General features: G+C 46.0%; 12 protein-coding genes and 2 pseudogenes. 7 read left to right on the top strand and 7 right to left on the bottom strand.

The genetic code is table 11. The features are described from left to right. Positions 1-276: pseudogene (locus C5470_RS14340) on the top strand (ISKra4 family transposase); the annotation flags it as partial. A gap of 26 nt (positions 277-302) precedes the next feature. Beyond that, positions 303-803 (top strand): annotated as a pseudogene (locus C5470_RS14335) (IS982 family transposase); the annotation flags it as partial. Between the two features lie 247 nt (positions 804-1,050). Here the strand turns inward: C5470_RS14335 and C5470_RS14330 are convergent. After that, positions 1,051-1,950, bottom strand: coding sequence for a LysR family transcriptional regulator (locus tag C5470_RS14330; RefSeq protein WP_036845054.1), 900 nt, complete (start codon positions 1,948-1,950; stop codon positions 1,051-1,053). A gap of 253 nt (positions 1,951-2,203) precedes the next feature. On the opposite strand from C5470_RS14330, the gene C5470_RS14325 reads away from it, so the two are divergent. From C5470_RS14325 to C5470_RS14305, 5 genes are all read left to right on the top strand, one after another. Next, positions 2,204-3,529, top strand: coding sequence for a M20 family metallo-hydrolase (locus tag C5470_RS14325; RefSeq protein WP_166290194.1), 1,326 nt, complete (start codon positions 2,204-2,206; stop codon positions 3,527-3,529). Beyond that, positions 3,522-4,970 carry a M20 family metallopeptidase gene (locus tag C5470_RS14320; RefSeq protein ID WP_036845058.1) on the top strand — a complete coding sequence of 483 codons (1,449 nt, stop codon included), beginning with the start codon at positions 3,522-3,524 and terminating at the stop codon, positions 4,968-4,970. The genes C5470_RS14325 and C5470_RS14320 overlap by 8 nt, the downstream gene beginning before the upstream one ends. 101 nt (positions 4,971-5,071) lie before the next feature. After that, on the top strand, positions 5,072-6,598 hold the full coding sequence (abgT, locus tag C5470_RS14315; protein WP_166290192.1) for a p-aminobenzoyl-glutamate transporter: 1,527 nt from the start codon (positions 5,072-5,074) through the stop codon (positions 6,596-6,598). A 260-nt stretch (positions 6,599-6,858) separates the two neighbouring features. After that, on the top strand, positions 6,859-7,533 hold the full coding sequence (locus C5470_RS14310; RefSeq protein ID WP_166290190.1) for a helix-turn-helix transcriptional regulator: 675 nt from the start codon (positions 6,859-6,861) through the stop codon (positions 7,531-7,533). Between the two features lie 1,147 nt (positions 7,534-8,680). Next, positions 8,681-8,926, top strand: a complete 246-nt coding sequence (locus tag C5470_RS14305; RefSeq protein WP_166290188.1) for a hypothetical protein — start codon at positions 8,681-8,683, stop codon at positions 8,924-8,926. A gap of 67 nt (positions 8,927-8,993) precedes the next feature. Here C5470_RS14305 and C5470_RS14300 read toward each other — a convergent pair whose 3' ends face one another. The 6 genes from C5470_RS14300 to tssF all read right to left on the bottom strand — a co-directional run bounded on the left by C5470_RS14300 (position 8,994) and on the right by tssF (position 14,396). Next, positions 8,994-9,251: a hypothetical protein gene (locus tag C5470_RS14300; RefSeq protein WP_166290186.1), complete on the bottom strand. Its 258-nt coding sequence runs from the start codon at positions 9,249-9,251 to the stop codon at positions 8,994-8,996. A 20-nt stretch (positions 9,252-9,271) separates the two neighbouring features. Next, complete coding sequence (locus C5470_RS14295) at positions 9,272-10,642, bottom strand: VasL domain-containing protein (protein WP_166290184.1); 1,371 nt, start codon at positions 10,640-10,642, stop codon at positions 9,272-9,274. A gap of 90 nt (positions 10,643-10,732) precedes the next feature. Next, a complete protein-coding gene (tssE, locus tag C5470_RS14290) occupies positions 10,733-11,173 on the bottom strand; it encodes a type VI secretion system baseplate subunit TssE (RefSeq protein ID WP_166290182.1) in 441 nt (146 codons plus the stop codon). Between the two features lie 4 nt (positions 11,174-11,177). After that, positions 11,178-11,717 carry a type VI secretion system lipoprotein TssJ gene (gene tssJ, locus C5470_RS14285; protein WP_166290180.1) on the bottom strand — a complete coding sequence of 180 codons (540 nt, stop codon included), beginning with the start codon at positions 11,715-11,717 and terminating at the stop codon, positions 11,178-11,180. Continuing rightward, positions 11,695-12,669 (bottom strand): type VI secretion system baseplate subunit TssG, encoded by a 975-nt coding sequence (tssG, locus tag C5470_RS14280; RefSeq protein WP_166290178.1) that lies wholly within the window; start codon positions 12,667-12,669, stop codon positions 11,695-11,697. The genes tssJ and tssG overlap by 23 nt, the downstream gene beginning before the upstream one ends. Next, positions 12,633-14,396 (bottom strand): type VI secretion system baseplate subunit TssF, encoded by a 1,764-nt coding sequence (gene tssF, locus C5470_RS14275; RefSeq protein WP_166290176.1) that lies wholly within the window; start codon positions 14,394-14,396, stop codon positions 12,633-12,635. The genes tssG and tssF overlap by 37 nt, the downstream gene beginning before the upstream one ends. Positions 14,397-14,436 lie beyond the last annotated feature (40 nt).

Genomic DNA, 14,436 nt, shown 5'->3' with positions numbered 1-14,436 from the left:
GATGAAATGTACACCTACATTGAAAATAACAGCATGATGATCCCGAATTATGGTGAAATGTACCGCTATGGTGAACCCATTTCCTCTTCATTTGTTGAATCGACGATCAATGAAGTGATTGCCAAACGGATGGTGAAAAAGCAGCAGATGCAATGGAGCCAGCAAGGTGCGCATGACTTACTCCAGACCCACACAGCTGTACTTAAGCATGGGTATCCGGGCATAAAATTAGGTGACGAAACGGAGCATTCTTGGACAGAAAAGATTGCTGCATAAGTGTCCCACAGATTTTTATGGTCTCAACCTCAATGGGCTGGTTTTACGGCTTCAAATGACATTTGATTGTGAACCCCTTGGGTGAAATTTTAGCGCTTAAAGTGACCCCCGGTAATGTGGACGACCGGGAACCTGTTCGTGAATTATCACAAGAATTAATGGGTGCCCTTTACGGCGACAAAGGTTATCTCAGCAAGGAACTGGCAGACGATTTAGCCCAAAACGGTATCACTTTCATCACGAAAAGACGCCGTAACATGAAAGCACAGGCACAAGCGGAGTGGGATAGGATAGTGTTATTAAAGCGTTTTATTATCGAAACCATTAATGGTCAATTGAAACTCATTTCTCAAATAGAGCATTCTCGCCACCGAAGTATAAAAGGATTTCAATTGACTGTTTTATGTGGATTGATTGCTTATTGCATTAAAGAAAAGAAACCGTCACCAAAGATTTTCTACTCAGAAGACGATTTCCCGGTGGCGGCTAAAACGGAATTCGGGTTAAGAAGGAAAAGAACGCCATGAGTTCACCGAAAGCAAAACAAAATAAAGGCTCTCGGTGCCAGTCCAAATTATCCACAGAAAAACTAACTCAGTCTAAAGAAGTGGCTCTAAGCCTGGTTGCCAACCAGCGATTGGCCATTTTCTGGAGGAGTGCTTGGCCTTTTTATTTTAACCTGCCTGGGTGCTCTTCATGTAGTCTATCCAGTCAAGCCTGTGGTGACCGACGGGTCTGCTCAACTCCCCCTAACCCCCACTTCTGGTGCAAAAATTAATCACGACAATGCATTCGAAAAAGTCTAGCCAAATGTTCTCCCGCAGGAGTCAGCTTTGTATCTCTTCGTTGAACAAGACAAAAAGTTGCAAACGGCAGCCGCTCTTTAAGGTTTAAAACCACAAATTGCTGATTAAACAGAGTCTCATTAACCACATCCACAGCCACAATAGTCACAAAGTCACTTTCGGCAACTAAACTCATGCAAGCCATCAAGGTTTCACACGTCACACTAAAGACAGGTGGATTATCCAGAGATGAGAACATCTCAAATAACCTGCGATAGTAGGTGTCTTTCGGTGTTGGCATGGTCCAGTCACAATCAACTAATTCGCCTAAAGAGGTTGCATTCACTTTTGGATGCCCTTTTCGTACAATCACTTTGTACTCTTTTTCCATCAGTTTTTCGAAGCTAAATTCTGCATCCAAACTACCGGGATAATAGGTGTTTACGGTAAAATTCAGTTCACCTTGTCTGAGCTGAGGTAACATAGCCAATAACTGTCCCTCAACAACTCTTAACTTCACGGTGGGATAATCGCGGTGAAATTGTGTAATCACCTTCGGCATAATCGTACGTGCAATACTGCCAGCCACACCAATATTGACGACACCACCGCTCAAGCCAACGCGTTGCTGAATATCTTCCTGTGCGATTCGAAGCTCCTCAAGTATCAAACTGGCGCGTTGTAAAAAACTTTTTCCACACTCTGTCAAATGAATACCCTGGTTACTGCGTATAAATAATTTTGCACCGAGTGAATCTTCCAGTTCGCGAATCGATTTAGTTAAAGCCGGTTGCGAGAGTAACAGAAACCGACTGGCCGCTCTGATACTGCCATGGTGGTAAATTTCAACAAAAGCGCGCAGTTGATTGAGTTTTATTGGTGTCGCCATTTTTTTCTTGCGATAACTTTTAATTATATAGATAAAGATAATTGTATCTTACTTTAACAGAATTCATTGTATACATTAAAAATCAGTAATAAAAAAACCGGGCTGTATTTAAAGTTCAACAAAAATATTTTTTAATTATTAAAATAATAAAGTTAAAAAATAAACCAATTTAATTAAAATCAAACAAAATCAATATTGGTAAAATAAACCAAATATATTCTATTCTCCGCGATAACTAAAAGAGATAATTATTATGAACACTTCATTAAACGAATCTATTCAGCAAATTGCTGGACAATTACAAAACTGGCGTCGCGATTTCCACCATTTTGCTGAATCAGGCTGGTTCGAATTCAGAACAGCAACGATTGTGGCAGATGAACTGTACCGTTTGGGGTACAGCCTGAAAATAGGAAAAGACGTTATCAAGGCTGATGCACGAATGGGCTTACCTTCAGAACAGGCATTACAGGCGCAAGAACAGCGTGCTATTAAACAAGGCGCTCTGACTGAATGGCTACCCCATTTTTCAGGCGGGTTTACCGGCATTGTCGCGACACTCGATACAGGAAAACCTGGACCAACATTGGCTTTTCGGGTTGATATGGATGCGCTTGACCTGAATGAGGAACAAACTCACGTACACCGCCCTCACGCTGAAGGCTTTTCCTCTTGTAATACACATATGATGCATGCTTGTGGTCATGATGGTCACACAGCGATCGGATTAGGACTCGCTCGTATATTGAAAAAATATGAAAGCCAGCTAACCGGAAAAATCAAACTGATTTTTCAGCCTGCGGAAGAAGGAACTCGTGGCGCAAAATCAATGGTTGAAGCAGGCGTTGTCGATGATGTTGATTTCTTTATCGCTATCCATATCGGCACTGGTGTACCTCAAGGAGAATTGGTCTGTGGTAGTAATAATTTTCTTGCTACCACAAAAATCGATGTCACTTATCGGGGTGTTGCCTCCCATTCTGGTGCAAAACCAGAAGCGGGAAAAAATGCCCTGTTAGCCGCCGCTCAGGCAACTTTAGGACTGTATGCTATTTCTCACCACAGCGAAGGTAGTTCACGCATTAACGTCGGCGTGCTACAGGCAGGCATTGGCCGTAACGTTATTCCTGACTACGCATTAATGAAAGTGGAAACGCGTGGTGAAACTAATGAGATCAATGCATTTGTCTACCATCAAGCCCTCAATATTATTGAAGGTGCTGCAAAAATGCAGGGGGTTGAATATGAAATACAGTTAATGGGAGCCGCTCAAAGCAGCCAACCTAGCCCTGTATGGGTCGATTTCATTTATCAACAGACTCAACAATATATCCCAGAGCTTTCATCTGTTGTCAAAAGCCGCCAGCAAGCTGCGGGATCGGAGGACGCGACCTATTTTATGGAACGCGTCAAATCGAATGGTGGTCAAGCCACCTACCTTATTTTCGGTACAGCACTCAGTGCAGGTCATCATAATGAACAGTTTGACTTTGATGAAAACGTGATGACAACCGCAGTGAAAACATTAGCCACTATCGCTTTTAACCTACCTGATTTCGGAGTTCATCACCATGAATAATTCGTTGACTGAATTCATCCATGAATATATTGATCAACACCAAAGTGATTTTATTCACCTTAGCGATAATATTTGGGAACACCCAGAAACCCGCTTTGAAGAAACCTTTTCTGCGGAGCTACTTGCAAATGCGTTAGAGAATGAAGGGTTTATTGTTCAGCGTGGGGTAGGCAATATTGAGACCGCGTTTATCGCCAGTTACGGTAGTGGACACCCTGTGATTTCTTTACTTGGTGAGTATGATGCACTGGCTGGTTTAAGCCAAAAAGCAGGCTGTTGTGAATCTAATCCTGTGGTTAAAAATGGTAACGGCCACGGGTGTGGACATAATTTACTGGGGACGGCTGCACTCGCTGCGGCATTTGCAGTGAAAGCCTGGCTGCAAAAAAATCAACGGCCTGGAACTGTGCGGTTTTACGGTTGCCCCGGTGAAGAAGGGGGTTCCGGCAAAACATTTATGGTCCGGGAAGGTCTTTTTGATGATGTTGATGCAGCAATTACATGGCATCCTGAATCATTCAGTAGTGCATTTAATGTCCAGTCTCTGGCAAATATCCAAACAGCATTTCATTTTAAAGGGATTGCTTCACACGCAGCCAATTCCCCTCATCTAGGTAGAAGTGCTTTAGATGCCGTCAGTCTGATGAATGTGGGTGTTCAATTCCTTCGTGAACATATCATTCAGGAAGCCCGAATTCATTATGCAGTGACTAATACGGGTGGTGTGTCACCTAACGTTGTACAAGCTGATGCCGAAGTTTTATACCTTGTTCGCGCCCCACAACTGGATCAGGCTCAAGATATTTACCAACGAGTCATTGATATCGCTAAAGGTGCCGCCTTAATGACCGGCACGCAATTGAATATTCGCCTTGATAAGGCGTGTTCAAACTATATTCCTAACCGCACGATGGAAAGAGTGATGTATCAGTATATTCAAGCCTTTGGTATTCCTGAATATACTGATGAGGAACGCCAATTCGCCGAAAAAATCCATCAAACACTGACAAAAGATGATTTACGAAATGCCAAACTCAATGCAGCGCGAACAGCGGGCGAAGAGGGTAAACGCTGGAGTGAACGACAAGGGGAAAAAGCACTAACAGATGAAGTCTTACCCTATATAGAATCGCAAGAGTTGATGTATGGCTCTACCGATGTCGGTGATGTGAGTTGGGTAACACCCACAGCGCAATGCTTCAGCCCCTGCTTTGCCTTTGGCACACCACTGCATACTTGGCAATTAGTCGCACAAGGGCGTTCATCCATTGCTCACAAAGGGATGTGTCTTGCCGGGAAAATTATGGCCGCCACCGCACTTAAATTATTAATAGACCCTGCTCTGTTAGCAGAGATTCAATCGGAGTTCAAACACCAACGGGATCAGCATCCCTATCGGTGTCCTATTCCGCCCGATATTAAACCATCACCTTTGAAATAACTTTGCTCCGATAAATACTGACTTGCTTACAGCGGCAAGCCAGCACTCAGTCATTGACATAATCAAAAATAATAACGACAGCAAACACAAAGGAAAAAACCATGAGTGAAACAACTATCCCTGTAAATAAGAGCCCAGGACGTATTCTTGGCTGGATCGAAAAAGTTGGAAATAAAATTCCAAATCCTTTTATTTTATTTATCTATTTAATCGCTGTTTTAATGATAGCGACGGCTATTTTGTCTTGGTTTGATTTGGCCGTAAAAAACCCTACAAATGGAGAGCTCATCAGAGTTAAAAACTTACTTAGCGCTGAAGGATTACAGTGGATCCTGCCTAATATCGTTAAAAATTTCAGTAATTTCACACCACTTGGCGCAATATTAGCGCTGGTCATTGGTGCAGGGCTTGCAGAAAAAGTCGGTCTGTTACAAACCCTGATGTATAAAATGGCGTCTGGTATTAATAAACGTTACGCCAGCTATATGGTGCTATTTATCGCCTTTTTTAGCCATATCTCTTCGGATGCCGCACTCGTTGTCATGCCGCCATTAGGCGCACTAATTTTTATTGCGGTTGGTCGCCATCCCGTTGCTGGCCTACTGGCCGCTATTGCTGGCGTCGGTTCAGGATTTACGGCAAACCTATTGATTGTCACTACCGATGTTCTTTTATCTGGTATCAGTACTGAAGCGGCTAAAATACTTGATCCCAACTTACACGTCAGTGTCATCGATAACTGGTATTTTATGGCAGCATCAGTGATTGTACTGACGATTGTAGGCGCTATCTTAACAGATAAGTTTGTTGAGCCACGCCTTCCTACATGGGAAGGAAGTCGCAATGAGAAGTTAGCAAAGCTCACGCCACAACAAAATCGCGGGCTGCTAATGAGCGGTCTATCTGCACTAATCTTCATCGGGATTGTTGCATTGCTCGTTGTTCCTGAAAATGCACTACTGCGTGATCCACAAACTGGCTCAATTATTCCATCGCCCTTCATAAAAGGGATCGTGCCAGTCATTATTTTGTTTTTCTTCGTGGTTTCGATTACGTATGGCGTTTCCACAAAACAGATAAAAAAATCTAATGATATTCCTGATTTGCTCGTTGACCCCATGAAAAACATGGCAGGCTTCATTATAATGGTCTTCCCTCTGGCTCAATTTGTTGCCTTCTTTAACTGGAGCAACATGGGCAAATTTATGGCGATAGGGCTAACCGATATGCTAGAAGCCTTGGGTATGACAGGTGTTCCTGCCTTCATCGGATTAATGTTTTTATCTGCCTTTTTGTGTATGTTCATCGCAAGTGGCTCTGCCATCTGGTCGATTCTGGCCCCTATTTTTGTGCCAATGTTTGTCCTGCTTGGCTTTCACCCTGCCTTTGCACAAATCATCTTCCGTATTTCTGATTCCGCAGTATTACCTTTAGCACCGATGTCCCCTTTTCTGCCGCTTTTCTTGGGGTTTCTTCAACGTTACTATAAGAGTGCTCAACTAGGCACCTATTACACGTTAGTATTACCTTATCCGCTGGTGTTTTTTGCCGTCTGGATATTGCTGCTTATAGGTTGGTATTTTGCTGGATTGCCCATTGGGCCAGGTATTTACCCAACATTATTGTAACCTTCATCAAGGAGCCAGGCTGGTAATCAAGTGAAAGCGTTATTAAATACGCTTTCTATGCCTGAACCCAACAGGGCGGCAAAATGGAATTTGAAATGTATGATTAAGAATAATCTTGATCTGAGACTACTCATACTGCGGAAACCATAGCAATATTATAGCTTCTGATTATGAGAGAATTCCCTATAGAACAAATCGCTGTTCTTGCTGACTGCTGAAATATTTTTCTTTTTATATTCAATAATTATTGAAGGTCACAGATGAGTCAAATTACCCCTCAGTTAACAAATATGTGGGCTAGAAGTCATGAATCATGGTTTGTAAAAGATAAGAGACTTCGTTTTATATATGCAAATAAAGCATTTATTAAACTAAGTAAGTTACCTGAACACTTTGATGTCACAGGATATACTGCTAAAGAATTACCTACACCGTTTAATCATCTTGTTCACTTTTTTGAAGAACATGACCGTAAGGTATTACAAACTATGCAACGAGTATCATCTATTGGAGCTCATCTTCAAAACGACGGCCAACAACTTAATCCCTATTTTTGCGAAAAATACCCGTTAATAGATGAAAAGAATCACTGTGTTGGCATAATTTGTCATATTAAAGAAATAAATCATTTTTCAGTCCATCATTATATTAAACACCATACGTTTATTCCTGTTAAGCTTAGCCCCCCTAATAATATATTGACAAAAAAAGAATGGACAGTAATCTTTTTATTCTGCCGCGGCATCAGTAATCAATGTATTGCTCGTGAAATGAAAGTTTCATGCCGTACTGTGGAAAAGTACTTCCAAGATATCTATGAGAAATTATCAATCGGAACAATTATTGAATTGAAACTATTTTGCGAAAAAAATAATTATAATCTCTATATTCCACCAAAATACGTTAAATCTATGAACTATTTTTTTCTGGATTAAGAATGATCCCTGCGCTCTATTATCAGGAATAAACCTCAAATGTCCGCCCGGAAGATCAGGCGAGCGGGACACCCGTCACCGCCACCTGACAACCTCAGCCGGTATGCAACCCGCGATAGGCCACAATAATTTATTCGTCAAAAAACACGATGATTTTATTCTATTTATAAAAGATAATATTATATCATAATGAAATTTTTCACTGTATTGACTTATAATCATAGTGATACTTTCATATGTAAACCAATTTCACTGTCCATCCGATTGTTCACAAATAATATTTTTGCGCAAAATTTCATCGAACCTTTTTAATTATGCAGATATCTATGCAATACCAATCTTGCCTGCTCGCATGTATTATATGGGCATGATATGCTTATGTATTCTGGTAAGAGCCATGAATAACTATTTGTAGGTAAAATTTATAGGTAAACAATATTGAATAAAAAAGAAGATGTAAAGCCAAAACCGATTTTTTTCTCAAATTTGCGAGAAACGACTCAATGACAAATTCGTACGAAGAAAAAACCACTAAAAAAGGTAAAAAAAGTAATAAGCCAGATCGCGTGATTATTGACGATAGGATCACCCATTTCGGTCAGCGTTTACGTGAAGCAAACTCATATAAATTAGACAATAGTCACGCGCACTATTTGTGCTCATTTTTGCCATTTCCAATAAGCTTTCTACTTCCAATTGTGTCAGATGTTTTCGTTGTCCCATTCGATATCCTTAACACCTCCCCGAAAACGGCAGGGAAAATAATTATTATATAGAAGAAAAAGCTGCGCTAAGTGTAGCGCTTAGCACAGCCAAATTAGGAAAATTAAGTGGTAATAATTATGATAGTATATCTAACTTAAGGTCACTTCTGATTATAATAAGATAAATCGCCATTTTTAAACGTAAAAACTACTGAAATTGAATTTTTGCTTTTCCTACCAACAAAATAGAAAATGATTTCCAATTAATTGTATTGAACGGTAGAATAACGTCCAAACATTTTTCATAATGATGGACAATCTTATCAGTAAGATTTAATATAAATTCGATAAAATGAATCTATATTTTATGACCTCTGCTCATCCAGTCGAGATAGTTTATAGCGAACTCACAAACATCATGAACCCGGCACTGGCACGAATGGATGATAGAAGCGGGTTTTTTCCTGGCCGCCCTGATACGTTTCGCCGGTCATCCCCGTCTGGGGGGACATCACCATCACAACTGCGGACTGGTTGAAACAGAATGGGATGTTGAAAAATGGAACGAAGGGGATATATCACCACGTGTTGTTGGGTGCATTGTTCTCAGCCAAAACGGTGTAAAAATCAATGGTGAGGAATTAGAAAAATGGAACAATGCTAAAACGCCAGATTTCACGGTATATTAATCAAGCATTTTAAAAAAAACAGGTGTTTCCCCTGCGTGCGGGGGTCCACTAAAGCACTTGGAACGGTTTAAATTCCCCGCCAAGCTTGCAACTGAAACTCATACCCGCAGTCCTGGCAACGAATTTTCGGATTATCCGGGCAGACGACGATAAATCCCACGGCATCCACCTTCGAAGACTGACAGCGAAGACAGTGAACCCCTTGTCTTCCCAGGGTAAACCCCGCCATATACCGTGGGTACTCCTCTACATCCAGGTGAGAAAAAGCTTGCGGATACCAATCAGGCAGCGACAAAGCGTCAACAATATTGTTCATAGATAACAAAAATCCTTACAGTTCATTGATTAATTGCTAACAGACTGCATAAGCAGTGCATAACGATGGAGTAATTGATTAAAACGGGTGTTAATTTGCTGACACAAGGCCGGGGAGACCGTGCCACTTTTTTGTTGTTCGGCCAGTTGGCGCAATAATTCTTCCAATGGCGGTGTCCTCGCCAACGGTTGCTGAATGCCAAATACCATCGATTTCAATTGAGAACCGGTGAGATAACGACCCCGTTTTTCATCCAAAGTGTCGAGTCGTTCAGTCAGTTGTTGCAGACGCGATTGAGCCAGGTGGTAATTTTCCAGTTCAGAGACAGGTAACGCCGTGGCTTCACGTTGCTGTTGCCATTGTTTCACCATCGCTTTCACCGTTTGGCTGGCCGGCCATAATGTTCGCAGTTGGTGTAATAGCTGCGCCCCATACGTCAATCGCCACAACACAGGCAAGGCATCCAAACCGGCCAGTTGCGCCCGGCTGGCCGCCAGCGTTTTTTCCTGCAACTGATTCAACAACACGGCGTTGTCCGGGTGGCGTAACTCGGCAAGTTGCACGGGAAGCAAGGTCTGCGGCAAAGGCTGCGTGGTCATTTGCAATGCCTGCGCCAGCGGCGGCGCTTGTCGCAGACCGTTCCCCCACCAAACACCGGTCACTGCCAGCGCGCACAACGCGATACCCGCGACAAAACCGTGCCAGACTTTCCAGCGGGGCACAGGTAATGCCCGGACTACATTGCCTTGGGGATGTACACCAGAGACAGTTTCACGCACGACATATATCCGTTGTGGCCGCCGGGGTTCTGTCGGCGTCAAAATAGCATTGCCCCCAGCTTGGACGGAAGAGACCGAGACAACAGGCATCATCCCCGTTTCCGGCTTCAGACGCTCTAAGCGCTGAGCACTGTTGTGAAGCCACACGCGGAGGCTGTCGAGTTGACTCACCTGTTTCAGTTCCAAACGTTGCAACCCTTCACACAACTGTTCAAGGGTCTTTTCTGCACGATAAATCAGCGGCAGGTCGATAGAAGAAACAACACAGGTTCGCAATATCTGCTGTAACCGTGCAACCATCCGGGCCAATATCTCAACCCGGACATGTGTCGATTGAGGCCAGAATTGCGGCCATTGATGGGCCACCAACCCCTCAATCAGAGCCAATCCTTCATGCATACCCGCTAATCCGGCACGTTGTGCCCGGGCCAATGTGTACCAGGCGGCACTTTGCAGTTCTACCCCGTTGACCTGAAACAGCGTCAAACAAAGCTGTTCCACTTTAGCCCAGTCAATGTCGGGCCGGGCCGGATGATTCAGTTTGCTTATTTCGTCTTTCAGCGCACTGAATTCAGGCTGCGTACGGGGATCATCCCCGATATAGACCATGTTTTCAGTCATCACTTTTCCCTCAAGTTTGTTGCTAAAGTCAGCGTGATTAACGCGGCGGGACAACAGAACGCGTCGGTAAAATAGAGCCCCCACCGCCGATTAATCTATCCGTCCTTGCTGGCGCAGATGACGGATCAAGACTTTCCCTTCCGGGACAAATTCCGTGCTAAAACGCACCAGCCCCACCCCTTTCAGTTCGGCGTTGATGTCATAACACAAATGCGCCGGCTCAATCTCCGGCAATAACGTGACACTGACCTGCTTCAAGCGGGGTTCATAAGTCAACAGCGTGTGTTCAATCGTCGCAATCAAGCGCTGTGACGACGCGGGTAATCCTTGCAGGATAGTGCTGAGATCAGGCAGGCCGTAATCCGGCAGATGGGTCAGCGAACCCGCCCGGCAATTGAGGATACGCTGCATATTGTCCAGTACCGACAAAATCACCTGATTTTCTTCACTGACCTGATGCACATCCAAACCGCCGCTAAAGCTGCTGAAAAGACGTTCATACAGGGAAGGCTTGTTGGTTTTCTTTTTCATACACTCACTCCTTTTCCGGCAACAACGTCAGGCCACCGGCATGCAACTCAATGGTGCGGGGTTTATCCGGCAACAATTCATTGCGCCTGATGATGGTGCGCCAAGTCGCCCCGGCTAAATCGGGACTTCGGAACAGCCCCACCACCGCCACATATTTTGCCTGCGCCGCCATCGGCATATTAAGAGAAGCCTGGCCGCCCGGTTTGACCACCACTTCCCGGCTCGCCAGACAATCGGCGCTGAGTACACGGTCGCCGTTATCCAACACATCCGCATAATCCGCCTTTGCTATCACGTTGTTATCCCGCAACTGATAGACCCGGATCAACGCAGGGACGGACAAGGCAACACTTTCCCCATCCTCCGTGTTGACCGCAGCCCGGGGCGTAAAATCCAGCCGCAATGTTTTCACCTGTCGATGAAAAAGGGACTGGGTGACGGATACCGTGCCCTCCGTTACCGTCTGCGTCAGCCCACAGCCGGTCAGCAGTAAGGTGATTGCCGCTATCATCGGCACCGTTTTATAAAAAGGGGTAGTTAACATAGTGTCCTCCTGTGTTTTGATGATTGTCCGACGGTATCCCCTGATAATCCCCCAGACTCACCGTCATCTTGTCAGGTATTGCCACCTGATTTTCTTCATTCTTCAACCCTAACACCCCGGTCAGCCCCAGTTGAACAGGCTGCCCGCCCGGCAGCCAGCCACGCGCCTCCTCCGGGCAATCCGTATGCAGCGCCAGCAATAACTGACTGTTGATATCCGTACCGCTCCTGCCCAGCACGGTACGTTGCGACAGAGAAATCCGCTGCGTATCTGAAAAACCGGCCGGTTGCAGCAGATGAATCCGCCGCGGGCAGGATGGCGTTACCACGACACGGGTCTGCGGCGCCAGCAACGTCACCAGCGCCGATACCCCTTCCGCCGTCCGGGTCGGCAGACGCATGACACTGAGCAGCTCTAGAAAACGGGATGCCGGCGTGCTAATCTGCTGCTGGCTGCCCGGGATGCCTAAGCCAATCAGCCCCAGCAAACACTGCGATGTCCTGTCGCTTCCCCCGGCGGCAAACGTCGCCGGGTAGGAATATTTACGCCAGATACGGTAATACTGGGTCATCATCCGGTGGTTAAACATATCCAGAAAGGCTTCTGTGGCTTCATGCCCTTCCCGGTGCTGAGCGATATCGTTCAGGTAAACAGTCGGCAACGGCGAATCCACCCCGTACAGCCCCATAAAGGTGGTTCTGACTGTCGGGGGGCGATCCGGGTATTCGCGGTCCGCTTCCATCGCTTTCAGTTCACCGATAGGGAACCCCATCCCCGGATGGGGCCGGAAACGTATCACGTCATCGGCGGGATTATCCGTACTGCCCAGTGGTGGCCGGTCAGGGACTGTGCGCTCAATGACCTGACAGAATTGATAGAAATTAAGCGACGAAATATCGGCCTTCAATATGGACATCAGCCGGGAATGCACTGACTGTGTTTCTCTTGCCATAACAAACGTTCCCCTGTGGGTTGTAAGATCAGCGTGAGCCGGTTAAACAGATGGATATCGGTATACAAGGCAAAAAAGCGACTGAGCATCTCGCCGAACAGACAGATATCCCCGGTCCCTGAGAAGCCATCACTGTCCAGCGTGACTTCAATATGCACCCCCCGTTGCAGACACCCCTGCTCAAACCGCTCGATCAGCGAATGTTTTACCGCCACAATGGCCGCCAGACGGCGATAGTTCATCTCGTCATCGGTCCAGTCATACAGGGCCAGCGTGCCGCGCAACACTTCCGGGTTATCCATCAAACTGAGGAAATGGGAGCCGAGATGACTGAGTACCCGCCAGTGAAAACGATCCCGGTTTGGCGGATAACACGGCAATGTTGGTTCACACAGATTCCGCACGGTCAGTCCGGCCAAAGACGAAAAGACAGCCGTATCCAGCAACGTCTCCTGCAATGCCCGGCGGGGCAGTTGGCCGTTAGTGCCCGTCAGGGTGAGTGACAGATTTTCTTCTTCACGCGATTCATCATTATCAACCGCCTCCCCACCCAGGATAAGCCAGGTGTCATACAAACCTGACGGCCCCCGTTTCACCCGGGTATGGTAATAACGCTCCGGCGCGTCATGGCGCAACATGCCACCTTTGTGGCGAAAACTACTGAAGGGCACATACAACCGGTGCTCACTGCGTTTCGAGGACACCACCGCATCCACCGAATAAATCTCGATATGCCCGTCCTGAAGGCGCATCGGACGCAGCAAATACTCGGTTTTCAGCGGTGACAGCCGCAGCGGGTCAGATTCCAGCGGAAACAGATTAATCACCGGGGTGCAATGCAAACGGATATGCGCCGCCGAAAACGGCAATTCACAAGGCCAGCTTTCACTCAACACCACATCCAGTTCAAACCACGGCGTTCCCGCAGGGATAGTCAGCTTTTCCAGCCCACAAAGCGCGACAAACATAAATTTCTCGCGGAAGGTAAAATACTCCAGCAGCAGTTGATAACCACTGAACGCACTGTTCCCTTTCGGCCACAGCCTTTCTTCATCATCAAATCCCTGCGGTGAGAATACGCCGTCAAACGACTGACGATCAGGCTGGCCGGGCAGACGCAAATAAAGCTGTTGCGTCTGAAGTGTCAATGCCCGATGTAACGCACAGGCCAGCGGGCTGTCCGCACTCAGATACAGCGGCAAACGACTCAAATCAATTTGACGCCAGTCCACCAAGGTTCCACACTCAAACCGCAAGCGAATGACGGAACGGCCATCCGGTTCAGCCTTAAGGGCGGCGTCAGTCAACACCATAGGCAGTAACTGAACCGCCTGGGTGGTGGTATAGCGACACCGGGTCTGTTGTGGGCCGATTGGTTGCGAAAGCACCTCAAAGCCCTTTTTCACCTGCACCGGATTTTTCAGCTGTGCCCAATCGGCGCCCAGTTCAACAATGGACAGTGAAGGGATCGTGCGCAGGTAATGCGGCCACAGCAAACTGACCAACCCTTCCGTCAACTCTGGTAAGTCATCATCCAGCTTCTCGCGCAGGCGTCCCATCAGAAAGGCAAAACCTTCAAACAGACGCTCCACATAAGGGTCACGTGTGCCGACTCTATCCAGATTGAGCATGGCCGCCCGGTCAGGATAGGCTTTTGCAAACTCTTTGCCTGCTTCACGCAGGTAACGCATTTCTGCCTCGTAGTAGCGCAGGATTAAATCATCCATAGGATTGTCCTCAAATAAAGGGGTCAGAATAAATACCGTG

Origin of the sequence: Photorhabdus stackebrandtii, from assembly GCF_011189495.1 — a bacterium.
Lineage (GTDB): Bacteria > Pseudomonadota > Gammaproteobacteria > Enterobacterales > Enterobacteriaceae > Photorhabdus > Photorhabdus khanii.
This window is presented reverse-complemented; position numbering and strand designations above follow the sequence as displayed.

Excerpts from the sequence above, each read along its gene's own strand:
- abgT (WP_166290192.1), top strand. The coding sequence starts at position 5,072 with ATGAGTGAAACAACTATCCCTGTAAATAAGAGCCCAGGACGTATTCTT.
- C5470_RS14325 (WP_166290194.1), top strand. The coding sequence starts at position 2,204 with ATGAACACTTCATTAAACGAATCTATTCAGCAAATTGCTGGACAATTA.
- tssF (WP_166290176.1), bottom strand. The coding sequence starts at position 14,396 with ATGGATGATTTAATCCTGCGCTACTACGAGGCAGAAATGCGTTACCTG.
- C5470_RS14295 (WP_166290184.1), bottom strand. The coding sequence starts at position 10,642 with ATGACTGAAAACATGGTCTATATCGGGGATGATCCCCGTACGCAGCCT.
- C5470_RS14330 (WP_036845054.1), bottom strand. The coding sequence starts at position 1,950 with ATGGCGACACCAATAAAACTCAATCAACTGCGCGCTTTTGTTGAAATT.
- tssJ (WP_166290180.1), bottom strand. The coding sequence starts at position 11,717 with ATGTTAACTACCCCTTTTTATAAAACGGTGCCGATGATAGCGGCAATC.
- C5470_RS14305 (WP_166290188.1), top strand. The coding sequence starts at position 8,681 with ATGATAGAAGCGGGTTTTTTCCTGGCCGCCCTGATACGTTTCGCCGGT.
- tssG (WP_166290178.1), bottom strand. The coding sequence starts at position 12,669 with ATGGCAAGAGAAACACAGTCAGTGCATTCCCGGCTGATGTCCATATTG.
- C5470_RS14310 (WP_166290190.1), top strand. The coding sequence starts at position 6,859 with ATGAGTCAAATTACCCCTCAGTTAACAAATATGTGGGCTAGAAGTCAT.
- tssE (WP_166290182.1), bottom strand. The coding sequence starts at position 11,173 with ATGAAAAAGAAAACCAACAAGCCTTCCCTGTATGAACGTCTTTTCAGC.
- C5470_RS14320 (WP_036845058.1), top strand. The coding sequence starts at position 3,522 with ATGAATAATTCGTTGACTGAATTCATCCATGAATATATTGATCAACAC.